This window comes from Planktothrix sp. (genome assembly GCF_046067725.1).
GTDB lineage: Bacteria > Cyanobacteriota > Cyanobacteriia > Cyanobacteriales > Microcoleaceae > Planktothrix.
The window spans coordinates 1-19912 of record NZ_JBJUDF010000066.1; the positions used below are offsets into that span (position 1 = coordinate 1).

19 protein-coding genes and 1 pseudogene are annotated in these 19912 nt (G+C 39.4%); 13 read left to right on the top strand and 7 right to left on the bottom strand.

All coding sequences use genetic code 11. The annotated features are described in order from the left end of the window. On the bottom strand, positions 1-726 hold a 726-nt coding region (locus ACKPEB_RS03775), incomplete at its 3' end, for a phosphate ABC transporter permease (protein WP_408963462.1). 233 nt (positions 727-959) lie between these two features. Continuing rightward, positions 960-1787: a 4-hydroxy-tetrahydrodipicolinate reductase gene (gene dapB / locus ACKPEB_RS03780; protein WP_408963463.1), complete on the bottom strand. Its 828-nt coding sequence runs from the start codon at positions 1785-1787 to the stop codon at positions 960-962. Between the two features lie 422 nt (positions 1788-2209). On the opposite strand from dapB, the pseudogene ACKPEB_RS03785 reads away from it, so the two are divergent. The 3 genes and pseudogenes from ACKPEB_RS03785 to ACKPEB_RS03795 all read left to right on the top strand — a co-directional run. Next, positions 2210-2494, top strand: a pseudogene (locus ACKPEB_RS03785) (EAL domain-containing protein); the annotation flags it as partial. Between the two features lie 40 nt (positions 2495-2534). Further along, the gene (locus tag ACKPEB_RS03790; protein ID WP_408963464.1) at positions 2535-3158 is read left to right on the top strand and encodes an acetoacetate decarboxylase family protein; all 624 of its coding nucleotides are present in this window, start codon (positions 2535-2537) and stop codon (positions 3156-3158) included. A 39-nt stretch (positions 3159-3197) separates the two neighbouring features. After that, on the top strand, positions 3198-3848 hold the full coding sequence (locus ACKPEB_RS03795) for a DUF938 domain-containing protein (protein ID WP_408963465.1): 651 nt from the start codon (positions 3198-3200) through the stop codon (positions 3846-3848). An 11-nt stretch (positions 3849-3859) separates the two neighbouring features. Here the strand turns inward: ACKPEB_RS03795 and ACKPEB_RS03800 are convergent, their stop codons facing one another. After that, positions 3860-4963 (bottom strand): helix-turn-helix domain-containing protein, encoded by a 1104-nt coding sequence (locus ACKPEB_RS03800; RefSeq protein ID WP_408963466.1) that lies wholly within the window; start codon positions 4961-4963, stop codon positions 3860-3862. A 254-nt stretch (positions 4964-5217) separates the two neighbouring features. On the opposite strand from ACKPEB_RS03800, the gene ACKPEB_RS03805 reads away from it, so the two are divergent. Continuing rightward, positions 5218-6156 carry a ribonuclease Z gene (locus ACKPEB_RS03805; RefSeq protein WP_408963467.1) on the top strand — a complete coding sequence of 313 codons (939 nt, stop codon included), beginning with the start codon at positions 5218-5220 and terminating at the stop codon, positions 6154-6156. A 283-nt stretch (positions 6157-6439) separates the two neighbouring features. On the opposite strand, the gene ACKPEB_RS03810 is transcribed toward ACKPEB_RS03805, so the two are convergent. Next, entirely contained in the window at positions 6440-7108 is a 669-nt protein-coding gene (locus ACKPEB_RS03810; RefSeq protein ID WP_408963468.1) for a Fe2+-dependent dioxygenase, read from the bottom strand. A 169-nt stretch (positions 7109-7277) separates the two neighbouring features. On the opposite strand from ACKPEB_RS03810, the gene ACKPEB_RS03815 reads away from it, so the two are divergent. Further along, positions 7278-7526, top strand: a complete 249-nt coding sequence (locus ACKPEB_RS03815; RefSeq protein WP_408963469.1) for a serine protease — start codon at positions 7278-7280, stop codon at positions 7524-7526. Positions 7527-7574: 48 nt separating this feature from the next. On the opposite strand, the gene panB is transcribed toward ACKPEB_RS03815, so the two are convergent. The 3 genes from panB to ACKPEB_RS03830 form a co-directional block, all read right to left on the bottom strand. Further along, positions 7575-8360 carry a 3-methyl-2-oxobutanoate hydroxymethyltransferase gene (gene panB / locus ACKPEB_RS03820; protein ID WP_408963470.1) on the bottom strand — a complete coding sequence of 262 codons (786 nt, stop codon included), beginning with the start codon at positions 8358-8360 and terminating at the stop codon, positions 7575-7577. Positions 8361-8442: 82 nt separating this feature from the next. Further along, on the bottom strand, positions 8443-9285 hold the full coding sequence (locus ACKPEB_RS03825; RefSeq protein ID WP_408963471.1) for a GNAT family N-acetyltransferase: 843 nt from the start codon (positions 9283-9285) through the stop codon (positions 8443-8445). Between the two features lie 149 nt (positions 9286-9434). Then, complete coding sequence (locus tag ACKPEB_RS03830; RefSeq protein WP_408963472.1) at positions 9435-11195, bottom strand: protein kinase domain-containing protein; 1761 nt, start codon at positions 11193-11195, stop codon at positions 9435-9437. A 692-nt stretch (positions 11196-11887) separates the two neighbouring features. Between ACKPEB_RS03830 and ACKPEB_RS03835 the strand changes: the two genes are divergently transcribed. The 8 genes from ACKPEB_RS03835 to dnaG all read left to right on the top strand — a co-directional run. Continuing rightward, positions 11888-13318 (top strand): form I ribulose bisphosphate carboxylase large subunit, encoded by a 1431-nt coding sequence (locus ACKPEB_RS03835; protein ID WP_408963473.1) that lies wholly within the window; start codon positions 11888-11890, stop codon positions 13316-13318. Positions 13319-13438: 120 nt separating this feature from the next. Further along, positions 13439-13843 (top strand): RuBisCO chaperone RbcX, encoded by a 405-nt coding sequence (gene rcbX / locus ACKPEB_RS03840; RefSeq protein WP_408963474.1) that lies wholly within the window; start codon positions 13439-13441, stop codon positions 13841-13843. Positions 13844-13902: 59 nt separating this feature from the next. Continuing rightward, positions 13903-14238, top strand: coding sequence for a ribulose bisphosphate carboxylase small subunit (locus tag ACKPEB_RS03845; protein WP_408963475.1), 336 nt, complete (start codon positions 13903-13905; stop codon positions 14236-14238). Positions 14239-14556: 318 nt separating this feature from the next. Further along, positions 14557-16170: a glycosyltransferase family 39 protein gene (locus ACKPEB_RS03850; protein ID WP_408963476.1), complete on the top strand. Its 1614-nt coding sequence runs from the start codon at positions 14557-14559 to the stop codon at positions 16168-16170. Positions 16171-16255: 85 nt separating this feature from the next. Continuing rightward, on the top strand, positions 16256-17839 hold the full coding sequence (locus tag ACKPEB_RS03855; RefSeq protein ID WP_408963477.1) for a peptide ligase PGM1-related protein: 1584 nt from the start codon (positions 16256-16258) through the stop codon (positions 17837-17839). Positions 17840-18086: 247 nt separating this feature from the next. After that, on the top strand, positions 18087-18461 hold the full coding sequence (locus ACKPEB_RS03860; protein WP_408963478.1) for a type II toxin-antitoxin system HicB family antitoxin: 375 nt from the start codon (positions 18087-18089) through the stop codon (positions 18459-18461). After that, positions 18458-18892, top strand: coding sequence for a type II toxin-antitoxin system VapC family toxin (locus ACKPEB_RS03865; RefSeq protein ID WP_408963479.1), 435 nt, complete (start codon positions 18458-18460; stop codon positions 18890-18892). Before ACKPEB_RS03860 ends, ACKPEB_RS03865 begins: the two co-directional genes overlap by 4 nt. A 171-nt stretch (positions 18893-19063) precedes the next feature. Continuing rightward, the coding region (dnaG, locus tag ACKPEB_RS03870; protein ID WP_408963480.1) for a DNA primase at positions 19064-19912 on the top strand (849 nt) is incomplete at its 3' end.

Here is a 19912-nt window from a genome sequence, read left to right on the forward strand (position 1 = left end):
AACTTGACGATAACGATTTGTAGGGTCATAGCGTTCAATAGCGGAAGTTTTCGGGGAAGGAGAAGGTTTTTTCGGGGAACGACGAGATTGGAAACGACGACTAATTTCTTGAAAAATATCTCGGCGGACATAAGGATAGTCACTTACCCAAAGATTTTGACTGGGAATATAGATATCAGAAACTTCATTAATTTCGCTTAAATCATCTAAATAAGACATCACAATCATTTGGACAACTTGACCTCGACGCAGGCGTTTATGATTGCGATTTAAGGGGGCTTGAACTAAGGTTGCAAAACCGTTTTCATCTCCCACTTCAACATTAATTCGCCGTTCTAAATTTTCAATAATAATCAGTTCGCCTCGTTTATTCACCGATTCCTGCTGTTCTGTAACTGCTTCACTAATATAAAAATCAATCACTTCTCCCTGTAAAAAACCCGCATAGGGATATTTTCGATATTTGGCATTGCGCCAACTCGCTTCCCAAACAGGCATCCATAACCAATATAAACAAGAGATAATTCCCGTAATTAACACTAATATTTTCAGGGCATCTCCTTCAACGTTATATTCCAGAAAAATCCAAACCGCTAAACAAACCGCAGAAACTAACAGGCGCTTTAAAAAATCCCTCGGTTTTCCCCAACAATATTTATACTGTTCACCCGTAGCAACGGCTGGAATTAAATCTTCAAAAGTTTGACGAGTGATAGGAACCAGCATTTTTGTTTAATGACGAATTACGAATGGAGAATGATGAATAGGTAATGGCTAATGATCATTTATTTTTCAAGTGTTCTAATCATTGATTTAAGGGAATAGGCTATAGAGATTTATCTTTCGATCTTGATCATAAGAGCCATAACCGTTCTAGTTCTCTAGGGGAGCTTTGTTGACTAAAGATTTTATATCTTCGCCTCTTACCTGATTGCCCATTGCCTATTCCCTATTGCCCATTATAAGATTTTTTCTAACCCATACACAAAGGTTTTAAGTTGAACCACCTTGCGAATTGCTAATAGAACTCCGGGCATATAACAAGAGCGATCGCTGGTATCATGACGGAGGGTATAAATTTGACCGGGTGCGCCAAAAATCACTTCTTGATGAGCAATTAAACCGGGTAAACGGACACTATGAATCCGAATACCTTCTTCAGCTTGAGCACCTCTAGCACCCGTTAATTTTTCGGTTTCTTCAACTAAAGGAACGTTATAGGTTTTTCCTAATTCTGCTAATAATTGTGCCGTTTGTACCGCCGTACCACTGGGAGCATCTGCTTTTTGATTATGATGTAATTCAATAATTTCAACGTGATCAAAATAGCGAGAAGCAGCAATGGCGGCTTGTTGTAATAACACCATGCCAATCGAGAAATTAGGAATCAATAAACACCCCAGACTAGCTTTATCTGCAAATTCTGCTAACTCTTGAATTTGAGTCGGATTTAACCCAGTGGTTCCCACCACCGGACGCACTCCATAGGCAATGGCGGCGCGAATATTCTCATAAACCGAATCAGGATGGGTAAAATCCACCATCACACCCGGTTGTTTTTCCTGGGCTGCCATGGCTAAGAGTCCTTCGCGGTCATTCATAATCGGAACTTCCAGGGGGTCAATTCCCGCTAAAGTTCCCGCATCTTGATCCAGATAAGCTGGGTTATGATCAATTGCCCCCAACAAGGTCATATCGGGGGAAGCCGCCACCGCTTTGACGACTTCGCGGCCCATTTTTCCACCAGCACCATTAACAATTACAGGAATCGGAAGTGAATTAGTCATAGCAGCACGGATTCGCCTTCAATGTAATCACAGAATTGAGAACTTGTTCCAAAGGAAATTAAAATAGGGAGGAATTAGGGTGTGAACGGAAAAGGTGAGCTTTATTAAGAATACACCGAACCCAAAATTTCCAGTGATAGAAAAGATTTCCCGTAAATTATACCCAGAAAGGGAATTTACTTAAACCTGTTTCTTCTTGTATTTTACCTTGAATTCATGGTGTCTCAAACAATCAGCTTTCTCAAATCTTGGGTCAAGGCAGGCCATCGTCTGTCAATGATGCTCAGGGGTAAAGGAAATCTTTTATCTGCCTCAGTGGGATTATCCCCTGCGGTATTAACCAGTTTAATTGTCACCCTTTTTGTGCCGAGGTTTTTGCCAAACTTCAGGAACATCAACCTCATGCTATTGGATGAGATTTATTAAGTTATTTACCGCGATTTCCTATTGATACCATTAAAATTAATCGATCTTTTGTCGGACAAATGGAAACCGATGGAGAAGGAGAAAACTTAGCCATTGTCCGTACCATTATTCGGTTAGCTCATGCGTTAAATAAAGATGTTGTGGCTGAAGGAGTAGAAACTGCTTCTCAATTGGCACAATTGCGGGATTTGGGTTGTGAATATGCTCAAGGATATTTCTTTCTTAAACCAGTCCCGGCTGATATTGTGACTGCTTTTGTCGAATCTGATCCTCAATGGTAAACTAAGAAGAATATTCTACTTCAATAATCCCCCATTTTTTATGTCTTATCCCCCTCCCCCCTGGACTCTCAAAGGTCATGCGTTACAAACTCTTCAACTCATAGAGATTGATTCCGTTCGTCCGTTAATTCTTCCCCAATTTCAAATTATTTCAGTGGGTTTTGGAAAAACAATCGGAGGATTTTATCTCGCTTCCTATGAATCGGGTTCAACCTTAGAATATCATGAATTAATTGTCAGTCCAGCCTTGGTTCGTTATGGAAACCAGTGGGGAGGTTGGATTTCTCATATTTATGTTGATCATCCTGATTCTGTGGCTGGAGGACGAGAAATCTGGGGATTACCTAAAGAATTAGCAACTTTTGAATGGGAAAATGGCCATTCTGTCAAGGTTTATCAAGAATCAAAATTATTGTATTCTTTGAATTATCAACCTAAAAGATGGAGTTTTCCTCTAAGTTTAAGTCTTCCCAGTTTTGGAATTTTAGACTCAGATGTGTTAAAATTTCAAGCAAATTTCAAGTCTAATTTAAGCTTAATTAATAGTCAGTTCAAGATCCCCACTGAAAGTCCTTTTGCAAATTTAGGCTTAGAAAAACCAGGTTTAACCTTATCTTTAAACCGTTTAACTCTATCCGTGAGTGAACCTAAAATTATCAAATAGATATTAGATTGGTCAGCGATTATTATCTGAATCAAACCGATGAATAATTCTTCCGATTCTCGCCAATATGCTCCTGCTACAGAACGCAACCAACAACCGATTTTAGACGTTTTAAAACAGGTACTTCCAGCGACAGGAACAATCTTAGAAATTGCCAGTGGGACAGGACAACACGCTGTATTTTTTGCTCCTCAATTGCAACCCAGAAAATGGCTCCCTTCAGAAGTTAACCCGATTTTACGAGAAAGTATTTTAGCTTGGCAAACTGATTGTCCCTGTAATAATTTATTTCCCCCTTTAGAATTAGATGTCGAAAAATCAAGCTGGAGCGTTGAAAATCCTGATTTAAAATTACCCTTTTCCTTGAAAGAATTCCCCATTACCGCTATTGTTAATATTAATATGATTCATATTTCCCCTTGGTCAGCTTGTTTAGGATTAATGACAGGTGCAAATCGAATTTTGCCATCCGGGGGAATTTTATATTTATATGGCGCTTATAAACAGCAAGGAAAACATACCGCACCCAGTAATGAAGCCTTTGATACTTCTCTACGACTTTCTAACCCAGAATGGGGAGTTAGAGAGTTAGAATCAGTGGTTGAGATAGCCACCTTAGAAAATTTACGCCTAGTCCAAGTCATCCCCATGCCTGCTAATAATTTATCTGTGATTTTTGAGAAAATTTAAGGTAAAATAAATTAGGAAGAAGCGATCACATTATCCATCATTTCAGGTGGAGAAAAATCTAACCCAATCTGAATCTGATTCTGGTCTAATTGTCTCCCAGGAATCGGAGTAGATGAATCTTGACGATGGGATTGGGGTGATTTTTGTTCTAATAAATTCTGAATATCAGGCGGAAGCGTTACATCAGGAACAGTTTGTTGCGATAACCAAGCAATTCCTCCCATAGAACTTGCTAAAATCGCCACATAACCTAAATATAAATGGGCTGAATTCAGATAAAATTCTGAATTGATATCCGCTTTAACCGTAGACTGTCCCAGATGAGCACTAAATTCTAAACAAGGAAAAGATGCCGCTAGTTTTCCCCCTTCTAATCCTAACGCATTGGCAACCCGACAAATAAACCCACGAATATAAATATCTTCCGGTAAACGTTCAAGTTGTCCCTGTTCTAAAGCTTCTAAATGGTGCAAAGGAACTAAGGTAAAATAGTGCATTTGTTGTAACGTTAGATGATAGGATTCTCTAGCTTTTCGTAATTCTTGCCCAATTTCTTGTAAATAAACTTTTTGCTGTTGATGAATATTATGGTTAATTTCCGCTTGAGTTAGAGGTTTAGTTTTAACTTTGGCGGAATTATCCGATAAACTCGCAGTTTCTTCTGAATCTTCAGAAGTAATATTCTCAGGTTGAGATTCCGCTATAAACCCCAGGGGAGAAACCACTGAAATTTGAACTTTATTAGCAGAAGATTCCGGCTTTTTAACTTGTTCATTGACAGATGAAACAGAAGGAGCATCTGAGGAAATAGCGGTGACAGAAATCGGTTCACTCCGCGTAACAGGTTCCGTTGTACAAATTATTGCTGATTCCTGTTTAGCAATTTGTTTTAAAGCCAATTGAATGGCTTCGCGCCCCACCGCTTTAATCACAATTTCAGCTTTACTTGCGGCTTGACCTAACATTTTTTGTAAACTTTTTAAGGCAATATTATAGACTTCACTACAATATAATTCCCCTTCAATTTGACGAACCAAAGAGCGTAAACTTTCAGAAGAAACCTCAATTGTTGTCGGTGCTGTCACACCAAAACCAGTAACCGGATTTAGTTCCATAATTTCTACCCTGTCTTAGTACCACCTATCTGAGTTCTTTCTTCTATCGTTTGGTTCTGCTTCCGGATGCGGAGGAGACAGAAACCAAAACCGGGGTGTATTCCTGTCAATTGATAGGTTGATATTGTTCTAAAATTCTTTGATAACTTTCATTTTTAACCGCAGTTCGATTCATTATTGGAGTTTAATGGCAATTTTGTGGTAAACTTAAAACTATAAAAATTAATTAAGTTTTGGTTATTAATAACGGGTCAATGCACATTACTTTTTTAGGGACTAGCTCTGGTGTTCCAACGCGAGCACGTAATGTTTCCAGTATCGCGCTACGTTTACCGCAACGGGCTGAAATTTGGCTGTTTGACTGTGGAGAAGGAACGCAACATCAATTCCTCCGTAGTGATTTAAAAGTTAGCCAAATTAGTCGAATTTTTATTACTCATTTACACGGAGATCATATTTTTGGATTAACCGGATTATTAGCTAGTTGTGGGTTAGCAGGAAATGCCAAACGTATTGATATTTATGGCCCAGCCGGATTATCCGATTATTTACAAGCTTGTGTTCGTTATTCCCAAACCCATTTTTCTTACCCGGTTAAAGTTCATACAATTCAACCGGGAATGATCTTTGAAGATGAAGAATATCAAGTGGTTTGTGGTTATTTAAAACATCGAGTCACCGCCTTGGGTTATCGCATTATTGAAAAGGATAAACCCGGACGATTTGATGTGGAAAAAGCTCAACAATTAGGAATTCCTCCAGGGCCAATTTATGCTCAACTCAAACAAGGAAAAACCGTTACTCTTCCCGATGGTCGTATGGTTCGAGGAAGCGAATTATGTGGAGAACCTCAAATCGGTCGTAAATTTGTTTATTGTACCGATACGGTATTTTGTGATGGAGCAGTGGAATTAGCTCAAGATGCAGATGTTTTAGTTCATGAAGCTACTTTTGCTCATCAAGATGCAGAAATGGCTTTTCAACGATTACATTCAACGTCAACCATGGCGGCACAGGTAGCGTTATCGGCGGGAGTTAAACAACTGATTATGACCCATTTTAGCCCCCGTTATGCTCCTGGTAATTCAATTGTTTTAGACGATTTATTAAAGGAAGCGAGAGCCATTTTTCCTAATACAGAAATGGCTTATGATTTCCTCACTCATGAAATTCCCCGACGTTATCATAACTAAAGACTGAACAGCTTATGACTCCCCTAACACATTTTACTCCCGACCCTCAAGGGTTAGCCATATTAGCAGAATGTATATAGCAATCCTATTTGAGTTGTGTTGAAAATTTCTACTCAAAAGGGAACAGGGAACAGGGATAATACTTCTGGCTGTTTCATGTCAGTAGATTTAGAATTAGGAGATTCACAAACCTAATAGATGAGGGGAAAATCATTAAATTCTGGTAGTGGGAGCGTCCTGACTCCCAAGAATAATAGAATTATAAAATTCCTTAACCTTGGGTTTATTCTGCCCATCTTCTTAATAAATTGGTATAGGTTTTAGACACTAAATCAAACTCAATCGTTTTCCCTTCCTTTGCAAAAATAGAACGACGAGTGGTATCTAAATCAAATAAAATTTCTCGATTAGCAGGGTCACGAACTAAACTTTGAACCCATCCTACAATAGCTAATCTTACCCCTTGAGTGACAGGTTCTACCCGATGTAACGTTGTAGAGGGATAAACAATTATTGAACCTGCTGTTAATTTATAGCTGCGTTCTTCATCACTATTTTCAATGACTAATTCTCCGCCGCTATAAGTTTCAGGCTCACTTAAAAATAAAGTAAAAGATACATCCGCCCGCCAAAATTCTTGATCTCCCATTAAAGCATTATCTGTATGGGTTCCATAGGACATTCCCACATCATAGCGACTTCCTAAAATTGAATGAATAATTTTCGGTAAAACGGCACTTTGAAATAAGGCATTTTTTTTGAGAATAGACTGTACTTGTTCCCGTAACTCTTGCGCTAATGGTGTTGTTTTATCCAGTTGTTGATTATTTTTAACGAGTTTGGCGTGCCAACCTGCGGTTGTTTTGCCATCAATAAACGCAGCTTGCAGGAAACGATCAATAAAAAAATTTAATTCTTCTGATGTTAAAAGATTATCAATTGAAAACAGCATATATAATAGCTTAACCTGAAACAACCTATCGCCCTTGAGCTACCTGTCTTCGAGTTTGTTTGATAGAAACCTTGAGGAAGACTCTGTGCAAATGAGTGACCTTGACGCTATAGTAAAAGACGGCTTAATCTTACCTTAATTTTTATCGGTGTAGTCAAGGAGTGTCAAAATGAAATCCAAAACCATTCAATTATTTCTCGGTGTTGGTTTAGCTGCTACTTTAGGAGCTTGTGGGACAGCTAACCAAGAAGGAGGTACTCCAGCTACCTCACCCGCCCCAGAAGCGACATCCAGCCCCGCCGCCACATCTAGCCCCGCCGCCACATCTAGCCCAGAAGCGACTTCTAGCCCAGAAGCAACTTCTAGCCCGGAAGCGTCTCCAGAGGATGGCGAAGGTGGCGAAGGTGGCGAAGGTTAAATTCTTTGCCTTGTAGAGATGTTTTAGAGGATGTCTCTACCCTAAAAATTAGTTTCTAGGGGGGAATTTACCCTCCTGAACTTCATGACAAAACTGTTGAACGGCTTGGGTAATGGTTTGTTGTAAATTAGCGTAGGTTTTGGCAAACGGCGGTTGCCAAGCGGATAAACCCAAAATATCTGAAGTCACTAAGACTTGACCATCACAATTAGCCCCTGCACCAATTCCAATGGTGGGTATGGTTAATTTTTGGGTAATTTGTTGAGCTAAATCAGAAGGAATATGTTCTAATACTATACTAAAAGCTCCGGCTTCTTCTAATGCGATCGCTTCTGAAAGAATACGTTCCGCTTCATCGGATGTTTTACCTTGTTTGCGATAACCTCCAAATTGATGAACCGACTGCGGCGTTAAACCGACATGACCCATGACCGGAATTCCAACTTGAACTAACTGACTCACGGTTTCCGCCATAGCTGGATATCCGCCTTCAAGTTTAACTCCTTGAGCACCTGTTTCTTTGAGAATTCGTCCCGCCGAATGAATCGCCTGTTGGGGACTTTCTTGATAAGTTAAAAAGGGTAAATCTACAATTAATAACGCTTGTTTTACGCCTCGTCGCACAGCTTTAGCATGATGAATGATTTCCTCTAAGGTTAAGGGTAAAGTCGTGTCATATCCTAACCCAACCATTGCCAGAGAATCTCCCACTAAAACAATATCAATTCCAGCTTGATCTAGCAATTGAGCGATCGCATATTCATAGGCGGTCAACACGGTAATGCGTCGTCCTTGTTGTTTCCATTGAGTTAATTGTTGGGTTGTAACAGGCATAATTAGTTATCCGTAGGAGTGGGGTTTTCCTGCCCTAAATTAGTTATCCGTAAATAGCAATTAATTTATATCTCTTAAAAGTTTAACCGATTTCTAAACTTGTAACTGCAAAAATATTGTTCCAGTTGAGATTCGGTGGATCTCCGGTATACATTCTAACACATTCAAACATGGATTGCATTTGATAACGTTCAACTAGAGAAATAGCTTGAGCATTAATATTCGGAACATCCATATAAATTGAATCTCCATTTGCATAACAAGCTAAACCCAGAAACAGCTTTTCTGCAATCTCTTCATTTTCGGCAAATAAAGGAGCAATTTTATAACCATCCGTTGCTTTTCTAATCACACCATAACCCACTAATTGATCACCCTTTAGAATTCCATACCCTTGTGCATCAGGTTGATGAATCCACTGTTGAAGAAAATTAGAACGTTCACCTGGAAAATATCGACGATCATAATCACAAATTTTTTCTAAATTAATTGTTTTTAAATCGACTAAATCCTGAGCAAGGGTTCCTGAAATTATCCCTTGATACCGCAGATGGGAATGAAACGGTTTAAATCCGAATTTCTGATAAGTGTTTACTTGTTCTAAAACGGCATCTAAAGTGGCATTCTGTCCGGGGATTAAGTTAAAAGCGGCTTGCCAAGTTTTGAACCCAAATCCTTGATGACGATATTCGGGTTTAACAATATAAATCCCAATAAAATTAAAATTAGGATTGTATCGAACAACAGAAATACAACTAATGGGTTCACCGTTTAATTCCCCCATTAAAAAGCCACCGGGATCAGCACTATAAAAATTATTGAAATCATCAAGACCCGGATTCCAACCTTCAGCCGCTGCCCAACTTAAGGCTAGTTTTAGATCTTCTTGGGTCATTTTCCGTACTTTAAAAGTATCTTCTGTCATAACATTTTATCCTGGTTTTGTTTAAATATAAAAAACCAAATCAAGGAATGGAAATCAAGAGTTACGAATCTTAATTTATTGAAACAATACAGAATTGTATATACTGAAACGATTGACAATTAAGAATTGTAATTCGTAATTCCTAATTCCTAATTCGTAATTCTTATGAACCAGCGAAACACGGGAAGGATAAAATAGTGAGTGATTCCCAAGGAAAAAGCTGTTGTACCACTGAGTAACGCCATGAAACCTAAACTATACCCAAATTGAGGTAAATCCGGCTGTTGCATTTGGGTAGGAAACTGTAACATTTCAGAGGTAAAAAAATCAAATTGATTCAACCCAAAAAATAAGGTTGTAACCGTTAATAAAACACAAATTCCTTGAAATAATTGCTCACGGCGTAAACCTAAACCTAACGTTACTAATGCTGCTGCAATTCCGAAAGGAACTTGATTAAGAAGCTCTAATTCATGTCCTTGTAGCCCTAAATTTCCTAAACGATTGATCAATTCTGCACTAGCTCCCCCCACAATATAACCTAATATTCCCATGATTCCAGCTAACCCATAACGGCGATATTGATCAAACCCTCCGGCATCGGTTAAACCAATTCCTGTTCCTAATCCAGCTAATCCCCAAACTAACACTTCCGCACCTAAAGTTAGGGGAACATTGGGTAAAATTTGCGGTAATTCTTGGGCTAATACAGTCGTAATGGTTTCTCCTAACCCAGAGAAGTAAACGAACATTGACCCAATCACCGTTCCAATCATAGCTCCAATCACTCCTAATGTCATTTCCCAACTGGTTTCTATCAGTCCTCGAACACAATGTAGGGTTAATTTTCCCACCCCCAAAACGATTGAAATTAACCCGCGATCCCATTGAATTAAAGTGGTTTTTAAAAGATCAACAAACCGTTGGTGAGACGACATCATCCGTCGAGGATGTTTTTTCTGTCGAATAATTCTGAAAATGTCCGTTTGAATTTCCGTTGCACTTTGGGGTCGTTGACGGGGATCAAGTTGAACCATGCGATCTAATAAATGAGCAAACCCAGGACTCACCTGTGCTTTTTGTCGCCAATGCAATTCCATAGTTAACCCATCTTCTAATTCCCCTGGAAATTGACCTGTTAATAAATGAATACAAGTTCGCCCCAAGGCATAAAAATCCGTTGCGGGCCCCACCATTGACCCCATCACTTGTTCTGGGGGACTATATCCAGCGGAAACAAGGCGAGTGGTACTGCGGGGCGTGGTTTCACGATCTCCATGCACCTTGGGGCCAATTTGTTTCGCCCCGCCAAAGTCAATCATCACCAGTTGGGTTTGGGAAATTTGAGCATGACTCCAGGGAAGTTGGGGGGTCATGCGTAACATTAAGTTTGAAGGTTTAATGTCTCGATGAATAATCTGATAACGATGTAATTCCCGTAAAATATCCAGGGTTTGGGATAACCAACTCATTACCCAGTCTTCGGGACACCCTTGGGGATATTGGTTCAAAATTTCCTGTAACGTTGGGCCATGAATTTTTTCCATCACCAAACAGGGAAGATGGCCTTCCGTTGCATTACGCTTTTTTAAATAAAAATAGCCGTCGGCTTCGACTCTGGGAACCCCAGGATGACGTAACTGCGATAAAACTGCCGCTTCTTGTTCAAACAGTTCTAAGGCTTTCGGAGAAGGTTCAACCAGGACTTTCAGGACTTTTTCGGTTTCGGTTTTGAGATCCCAAACGGTATACAGTCGGGAAAAGCCGCCACTTCCTAAATGATGGAGGGGGATATAACGTTGGTTGAGTTGTAGCGGTGCACCACAACTTTGACAAAATTTATTCCCCCAAGGTTGATGGGAGGGATGGGAACATTCGGGATTAATACAGTGGATGGTGGGTGACTTCACAATGGGTAATTACGAATTACGAATTACGAATTAGGAATGAGTAATGGGTAATGGGGAATGGGGAATGGCTAACAGGGATAACAACAATCTTAACGAAGAGTTCTACGCAAAACCCAGTTTTTTTACAATAGACTAAAATCAATTATTATTTAATTTACTATAGATAATATACTATTAATCCAGCAGGGGACTGATGGCTTCAGACTCAAGAAAGCCGAAACTAGCCGTTAGGGACGGGTCTGAATTTGAACAGAGGAAAAAGATCACGCTACAGACTGGCAAGTCAGAGGAGACTGTCGTTAAAATTCTGGAGTCAACCGGGAAATACTTCTGTGATGTTCTACCTTGAGAAACCTTGAGACTCAAAATCGGGGATCATGATGTTGGGCTTGACAGAAGGCTTCAACTATGCAGCCTCAACCCATGAAAAGTTTAAGTAAAATCACTTATTCGAGTTGACACAATTAATTTAATAACACTTAATATAAAAAGTGTCATTTTAGTGGTAAAGAAACTAAAAAAATACTGGAATCTGAAAAGAATATGGCAATATCCAAAGAAATATAAACAAATGTTATGAAAATATTAAAAAGATTCAAGGTTGCAATGACTCATTTCTTGATACTATTTTAATCAATTGCCAATCAGCGCATAAAATAAGCGATTCCTTCTAAGGGAGATATAAGGGAGATATGTCTTACTCTCAAACACAAACCAAGTCCAAATCCGGCTATCAGGCTGGGGTGCGGGACTATAAACTGACCTATTACACGCCCGACTATACACCTAAAGATACAGATGTTCTGGCTGCCTTCCGCGTCACGCCTCAACCTGGAGTTCCCCCGGAAGAAGCGGGTGCTGCCGTTGCGGCTGAATCCTCGACCGGAACCTGGACAACCGTATGGACAGACTTACTGACTGACCTCGATCGTTATAAAGGTCGTTGTTATGACATCGAAGCAGTTCCGGGTGAAGATAATCAATATATTTGCTATATCGCCTATCCTCTGGATCTGTTTGAAGAAGGTTCTGTCACCAACTTACTGACCTCTTTAGTCGGTAACGTTTTCGGGTTCAAAGCTCTGCGCGCCCTGCGTTTAGAAGACTTACGGATTCCCATTGCTTACCTGAAAACCTTCCAAGGGCCTCCTCACGGGATTACCGTTGAGCGCGATAAATTAAACAAATATGGTCGTCCTCTGCTCGGCTGTACCATTAAGCCCAAACTCGGTCTGTCTGCCAAAAACTATGGCCGCGCCGTTTATGAGTGCTTACGCGGTGGTTTAGACTTCACCAAAGACGACGAAAACATCAACTCTCAGCCTTTCATGCGCTGGCGCGATCGCTTCCTGTTTGTTCAAGAAGCCATCGAAAAAGCCCAAGCTGAAACCGGGGAAATCAAAGGCCACTACTTAAACGTGACCGCCCCCACCTCTGAAGAAATGATGGAGCGGGCTGAATTCGCCAAAGAAATCAAAACCCCCATCATCATGCACGACTTCCTGACGGGTGGTTTCACCGCTAACACCAGTTTAGCCAAATGGTGCCGTAGCAATGGTGTTCTGCTCCACATCCACCGTGCCATGCACGCCGTTATCGACCGTCAGAAAAATCACGGGATTCACTTCCGCGTGTTAGCCAAATGCTTACGGATGTCCGGTGGAGACCACCTGCACTCCGGTACCGTTGTGGGTAAACTCGAAGGTGAAAAAGGCATCACCATGGGCTTCGTTGACTTAATGCGTGAAGATCACGTTGAAGTCGATCGGGCTCGTGGGATTTACTTTACCCAAGATTGGGCTTCTATGCCTGGGGTTATGCCCGTTGCCTCCGGTGGGATTCACGTTTGGCATATGCCCGCCCTGGTGGAAATCTTCGGCGATGACTCTTGCTTACAGTTCGGTGGTGGAACCCTCGGACACCCCTGGGGTAATGCTCCGGGTGCAACCGCGAACCGTGTGGCTCTGGAAGCTTGTATCCAAGCTCGTAACGAAGGCCGTAACTTGTTCCGTGAAGGCGGCGACGTCATCCGCGAAGCTTGCAAATGGTCTCCTGAACTGGCTGTGGCTTGCGAACTCTGGAAAGAAATTAAGTTTGAGTTCGAGTCGATGGATACCGTCTAATTGATTGGAGATTCAGGATTTTGGATTTTGGGTCAAGCTTGACAAATCAAGTCAGTTGTGGTTACAACTCAATCCAAAATCTAAAATCTAAATCCACAATCAAGAGGGTTAGGTCAGCCTATGGATATCAAACAAGTTGCGAAAGAAACATCAAAGGTGCTGGCAAGCTACCTGACCTATCAGGCTGTTAGGATTATTACGAATCAACTACGGGAAACGAACCCTGGACAAGCAATTTGGCTGAGTGGATTTTCCTCAACGGGTAAAATTCAGGACGGAGAAGCTTATCTACAGGAAATGCTTCAAGAAAATCAGGAAATGGCTTTTCGCATTATGACGGTACGAGACCATCTGGTGGAGGAAGTCGCTGATTATTTACCGGAAATGGTTCGTGACAATATTCAAAAAGCCAATATGGATTATCGCCGTCAGTATTTAGAACGAATGACGCAACTGAGTAGTATTGAACCTAACCCAGAGACAGAATTACAAACCGACTCGGAACCGAATGCCGATCCTCGGTGAGTAAAAGATTAATTGCCATTGCGTGTAAACCTTTAGTGGATTGAATTTCAGAAACAACAATGCGGACATTACCAAAAGAACGTCGTTTTGAAACGTTATCCTATCTCCCCCCCTTGACCGATGCTCAAATCGTCAAGCAAATCCAATATATTTTGGATCAAGGATATATCCCTGGTGTGGAATTCAGCGAATCTTCTGAGCCCACCCAACACTATTGGACAATGTGGAAGTTACCTCTGTTCGGTGCTTCTACCCCCCAAGAAGTGTTAAACGAAATCCAAGCTTGCCGCCAAGAATATTCCAAATCTTTTATTCGCGTCATGGGTTTTGATAACGTGAAACAGTGCCAAGTGTTAAGCTTTATTGTTCACAAACCTTCTACTTCTCTGTACTAAGGTTGAATGTTGAACCGAGATGAGTTAGAGCCTAGTTTTAGGAAAACCTAACTCATCTATTGTTTAATATTGTTTAGAATTTGAGCCAAATTTAGGCAGGGAAATTCCCTGCTTTTTTTAATCAAAAGCACTATAGTGATACGCATTACGGTTAGAACATTTTTGAATCCTGAAACCCTTTCAATTCTTACTGTTCGGTGTTCGGTGTTCGGTGTTCCCTCTTCCCTGTCCCACATTTGTAATTCGTAATTCGTAATTCGTAATTCCCTATTCCCTGTTCCCTCCTATAAAAATATTAAACTTAATTTAACGGACGTTATGTTCCATCCCCAAAAAATTTTAAAGAAAATTCGCCTTCAGATTCTACCTTTATTTTTAATTCTTGCCATTGTTGTTGGTGTTGCTTTTCGGTTTGTAGCTTTAGATGGAAAAGTTTATGGGTATGATGAAGTTTATACCACATTACGAGTATCGGGATATACAACAAAAGAATTTACCCAAGAATTCTATCAAAATCGCATTGTTTCCTCGGTTGATCTGCTGAAATATCAACAAGTTAAACCCGGAAGTACCCCTTTAGATACCCTTAATTCTTTAGCAACAGAAGCACCTCAACTGTCTCCATTGTACTTTTTATTAGCAAGAGCTTGGATGTTTTTAGGGGGTCATTCTATTCTAGCATTTCGTCTATTACCTGTTTTAATTAGTTTAATTTCTTTACCGTTAATGTATCTCTTGGCTTGGGAACTCTTTCAATCTTCCCAAACCGCTTTACTAGCTACAGCCTTTCTAGCTTTATCTCCCCTTGACATTGTATTTGCTCAAACTGCTCGACCTTATAGTTTATTCACCTTAATGGTAATTGCGAGTAGTTATTGTTTACTGAAAGCCATTCATTGGCGACATCCTTTATTTTGGGGCGGATATAGTTTAGTTTGTATTTTAGGATTGTATACTCATCTTTTATTCGGATTAACGATAATCGGTCATGGAGCTTATATTTTATTGCTGAGTATTCAACCTCCTTCATCATTTTCCCGCCAAAAAAAGTTCCCGGTTTCTATTTTATTGTTTGAATTTTTAGCAGCCATTGCGATCTCTATTATTGCGTTTAGTCCCTGGTTAATAATTTTAATTAATAATTTGCAACAAGTTATAGCAACTACAAAATTGTCAGAAAATCCTATCACTTTACTGCAATTAAGTCACTTGTGGATACGGAATTTTACAGCTTTATTTGTTGATATGAATTTTAATGTAAACAGTATTCAAAGCAACTTACTTAGACTTCCCTTTGTGGTAATAATTGGGGCGGCACTTTATCAAATTAGCCTACAAACCTATCAACCCATTCGGCTGTTTATTTGGATATCTTTTATCATTCCTTTTTTAATCTTAGCCTTACCCGATGTACTTTTAGGTGGAGAACAATCAGGGGTAGCGTCGTTTTTAATTCCCAGTTTTCCGGCAATTCAATTAGCAGTTGCTTATCTATTTTCTACTCACATTCAGAATAATAAAATTTCTTTAATCGATGGCGAAATCCTTTGGCGAGGATTATTAGCAACGGTGTTGACCTTGAGTATTATTTCTATTAGTGTCAGTGCCAATTCTGAAAGCGGGTGGTATCAAGCTCCTAGTCAGGAAATTCCTAAAATTTATCGCTATTTGAATCAATATCCCTCCGCGACTCTGATCGTAGATCAAGGGCTTGATGATACAAATTTAGGAAATATTATTGCTTTAAGTTATCAATTGAATCCTAAGATCAAACTTTGGATGGTTAATGCTCAACCGAATCTATTATTACTTCCCGTCGGGCCAAAAATTTTTGCTCTCAACCCTTCTCAAGAATTACGCCAAACTATCATCACAAAAAACTATGAACTAGAACCTGTTGATCAACAAACCCAACTCTGGGAACTCAAGTAACAAAATTTTGCAATTTCTCTCGAAACCTCTATCTCGTTGATCCCCTGAACTAAGATAATAATATCGGGTTCAACAGGTTAGGGTTATGGCTAAATGGTATTACTCTGATGAAAACACCGTTCAACGGTTTCGAGAATTACAAATACAACTTCGCCAACGATTTCAAACCTCAAGTGATCAGGAATTAAAAGATCAAGATGTCGTTGTCATCCCGTCCCTGAGTTTAGATAACCATCAGTTAGAAAAAATTCAGGGTTCCCATCAATATGAAGAACGATTACTCTTTTCTTTAATTCGGTTACGAAACCCTCGAATGCGGTTGATTTATGTTTCTTCTCAACCCGTTCATCCCACCGTTATTGATTATTATTTACACTTAATGCCCGGAATTCCCCTCAGCCACGTTCGGGATCGTTTACTTCTCTTTTCGACCTATGATACCTCCCCCAAACCTTTAACCCAAAAAATCTTAGAACGACCCCGTTTAATTGCCCGAATTCATCAAGTTTTAAGACCGAATAAATCTTACATGGTTTGTTTTAATTCCACTCCCTTAGAACGGGAATTATCCGTTCAATTAGATATTCCGTTATTTGGAGTTGATCCTGACTTAAATTATTGGGGAACTAAAAGTGGAAGTCGGCAAATTTTTGCTGAAGCAGGAATTCCACATCCCGATGGTAGTCCATTGGTTGGGAATGTTGACGATTTAACAGAAGCAGCCCTAGAATTATGGGATCGTCAACCGAGTTTAAAACGGATGGTGATTAAACTTAATCAAGGATTTTCTGGAGAAGGAAATGCGTTATTAGATTTAAGACCCTTCCAAGATTTAACCCGCCATGAACGAGAAAAAACTCTCAAAAAATCTTGGTGTAATTTACGGTTTCAAGCTCCGGCTGAAACGTGGGAAACCTTTAGCGATCGCATTTCAGAATTAGGAGCCATTGTCGAAGCTTTTATTGAAGGGGAAGTTAAAGAATCTCCCAGTGTTCAGTGTGAAATTTTTCCCACAGGAAAGGTTGTGGTTCTTTCTACCCATGATCAAATTTTAAGTGGCCCTGATGGTCAAGTGTTCCTGGGCTGTCGGTTTCCGGCTCAACAACCCTATCGTTTACAATTGCAAGAAATGGGAGAAAAAATTGGTCAAAATTTAGCAGAAAAAGGGGCTTTAGAACGCTTTAGTGTGGATTTTATTGCCGTGAATCAACCTAATAGTTCTCACTGGGATTTACAAGCCATAGAAATCAATTTACGTCGAGGCGGAACCACCCATCCGTTTATGACGTTAAAGTTATTAACAAATGGGCGATATGATTTACAAACTGGACTATTTTATAATCAACAATCTCGTCCTAAATTTTATATCGCTTCTGATAATTTACAAAGTGAACGGTATCAAGGATTATTACCTAATGATTTAATGGATATTATTGTTAATCATGAATTACATTTTGATAATAGTACGGAAACAGGAACCGTTTTTCATTTAATGGGATGTTTGTCTCGTTATGGAAAATTAGGGTTAACTTGTATTGGGAATTCTCCTCAACACGCCCAAGAAATCTATGATCGAGTGGTGGCTGTTCTGGATGAAGAAACCCAAATTCAACCCTTTAGGAGTTGGGAAAATCATTCTTTATTGGAAGCGATACCGATTATTCAGTGAAGGTTAATGCTATTACTGGACATCGGGTGTGGGAAATTTCTGATTTTCCATACTATTGAAACCTGATTTTTGTAAGCGATCGCTCCTTATTCACTTACGTTATAAAACGGTAATATCCTGACCTAAAGAATGCAATCTCAACGCTAATTTCTGAGCTAAAAGCCAAGTTACTCCAGTAACTAAAACCGTTTTTATAACTTCAAATAGTGTATAATAAGACTGAATTATATTAAAAAAGGATAGTTCTATGACTGTCAACTTAATTCAATCGTCATCTCCATCTATTGCCAACTTGACTTATCCTGTGTTAATTCAACAACAGAATGAGGAATATATAGTAACAGTATTAGGTTTAGATTGTAAAGCTAAAGGTTCAAGTCGAGAAGCAGCACTAGAACAATTATTAGAACAAGTTAATGCTATGCTGAAACAAAGTGAAATTGTGCAGTTAGAAATTCCTCTCCCCAAATCGGAACATCCTTGGATGAAATTTGCAGGAATGTATAAAGATAACCCACTTTTTGATGAAGTACAAAATTATATAAAAGCAGATCGAGATCAACTTGATGCTGAAATGAAAGAATATTATTTTCAGCTTGAAGCAAAGGAGGAAATAAAGTGAGTTTGTGGGTACTAGATACAGATCATATTACACTTTTTCAAAATCAGCATCCTGTAGTTATACAGCGTGTTATTAAAACTGATCCTAACGCCATTACTGTTAATATTATTACAGTAGAAGAACAAGTAAAAGGATGGTTAAATGCAATCCAGCAATCTTCTCAATCTAATCGATTAATTTGGGGTTATAAAGGTTTACAGGATGGATTAAAGTTCTTTCAAACAATTCAAGTCTTAGATTTTGATCAGGATGCTTACAATTGCTATATAGAGTTAGTCCGTCAAAAAGTTAGAATTGGTACAAGAGATTTACGCATTGCTGCAACTGTAATTTCTAAAAATGGAATTTTAGTAACACGAAATCGACAGGATTTTGAACGAGTTCCTGGGTTGAGGTTTGAAGATTGGAGTCTTGAAAATATAGGTGTTTAATGGATCTTATAAACATAATAGAAACAGATAAAGCATGATAGCAACAGATCTGATAGTTAAAATAAAAACCATAAAGATTAACACTGATAGCTGTACAATACAGCCTCATAAAGAGATTATCCAGGGTATTTTATGGCAAAATAAAGATTTACAAGTTTAATCTCATCTCCAATGCTAACTCCCCGAATTCATCCCGATACCATAGAGGACGTTAAAGAACGTGCTGATATTTATGATGTCGTTTCCGAGAAAGTGGTCTTGAAACGACGGGGGAAAGATTTTGTGGGGTTGTGTCCCTTTCATGAAGAAAAAACCCCTAGTTTTACAGTTAGTCCCACGAAACAAATGTTTTATTGTTTTGGATGTGGGGCGGCGGGAAATGCCATGAAATTCATCATGGATTTAGAGAAACGTTCTTTTAGTGATGTGGTTTTAGAGTTAGCAAAACGCTATCAAATTCCAGTAAAAACCTTAGAACCTGAACAACGTCAGGAATTACAAAAGCAGATTTCTTTACGAGAACAATTATATGAAATTTTAGCGATCGCAACGGGTTTTTATCAACACGCTTTAAGACAAGCAGAAGGACAGCAAGCCTTAGATTATTTAAAATTAAAACGTCATTTAAAAGAAGAAACGATTCAATATTTTCAGCTAGGATATGCCCCCCAAGGATGGGAAACCTTATATGATTATCTCGTTGAACAGAAACATTTTCCAGCAGAATTAGTGGAACAAGCGGGGTTAATTGTACCTCGAAAAACGGGGAATGGCTATTATGATCGCTTTAGGGATCGATTAATGATTCCAATTCAGGATAGTCAAGGGCGAGTGATTGGATTTGGAGGTCGAAGTTTAGGGGATGAACTACCTAAATATCTCAATTCTCCTGAAACTGAATTATTTGATAAAGGTAAGACTTTATTTGCGTTAGATAAAGCGAAAAATGCGATTAGTAAACAGGATCAAGCCATTGTTGTAGAGGGATATTTTGATGCGATCGCTTTACATACGGCTGGA

What these genes read in the sequence shown, in the direction of transcription:
- ACKPEB_RS03850 (WP_408963476.1), top strand. Translation starts at nt 14,557, where the DNA reads ATGTTCCATCCCCAAAAAATTTTAAAGAAAATTCGCCTTCAGATTCTA.
- ACKPEB_RS03815 (WP_408963469.1), top strand. Translation starts at nt 7,278, where the DNA reads ATGAAATCCAAAACCATTCAATTATTTCTCGGTGTTGGTTTAGCTGCT.
- rcbX (WP_408963474.1), top strand. Translation starts at nt 13,439, where the DNA reads ATGGATATCAAACAAGTTGCGAAAGAAACATCAAAGGTGCTGGCAAGC.
- panB (WP_408963470.1), bottom strand. Translation starts at nt 8,360, where the DNA reads ATGCCTGTTACAACCCAACAATTAACTCAATGGAAACAACAAGGACGA.
- ACKPEB_RS03860 (WP_408963478.1), top strand. Translation starts at nt 18,087, where the DNA reads ATGACTGTCAACTTAATTCAATCGTCATCTCCATCTATTGCCAACTTG.
- ACKPEB_RS03795 (WP_408963465.1), top strand. Translation starts at nt 3,198, where the DNA reads ATGAATAATTCTTCCGATTCTCGCCAATATGCTCCTGCTACAGAACGC.
- ACKPEB_RS03790 (WP_408963464.1), top strand. Translation starts at nt 2,535, where the DNA reads ATGTCTTATCCCCCTCCCCCCTGGACTCTCAAAGGTCATGCGTTACAA.
- ACKPEB_RS03845 (WP_408963475.1), top strand. Translation starts at nt 13,903, where the DNA reads ATGCGGACATTACCAAAAGAACGTCGTTTTGAAACGTTATCCTATCTC.
- ACKPEB_RS03805 (WP_408963467.1), top strand. Translation starts at nt 5,218, where the DNA reads ATGCACATTACTTTTTTAGGGACTAGCTCTGGTGTTCCAACGCGAGCA.
- dapB (WP_408963463.1), bottom strand. Translation starts at nt 1,787, where the DNA reads ATGACTAATTCACTTCCGATTCCTGTAATTGTTAATGGTGCTGGTGGA.
- ACKPEB_RS03835 (WP_408963473.1), top strand. Translation starts at nt 11,888, where the DNA reads ATGTCTTACTCTCAAACACAAACCAAGTCCAAATCCGGCTATCAGGCT.
- ACKPEB_RS03810 (WP_408963468.1), bottom strand. Translation starts at nt 7,108, where the DNA reads ATGCTGTTTTCAATTGATAATCTTTTAACATCAGAAGAATTAAATTTT.
- ACKPEB_RS03800 (WP_408963466.1), bottom strand. Translation starts at nt 4,963, where the DNA reads ATGGAACTAAATCCGGTTACTGGTTTTGGTGTGACAGCACCGACAACA.
- ACKPEB_RS03825 (WP_408963471.1), bottom strand. Translation starts at nt 9,285, where the DNA reads ATGACAGAAGATACTTTTAAAGTACGGAAAATGACCCAAGAAGATCTA.
- ACKPEB_RS03855 (WP_408963477.1), top strand. Translation starts at nt 16,256, where the DNA reads ATGGCTAAATGGTATTACTCTGATGAAAACACCGTTCAACGGTTTCGA.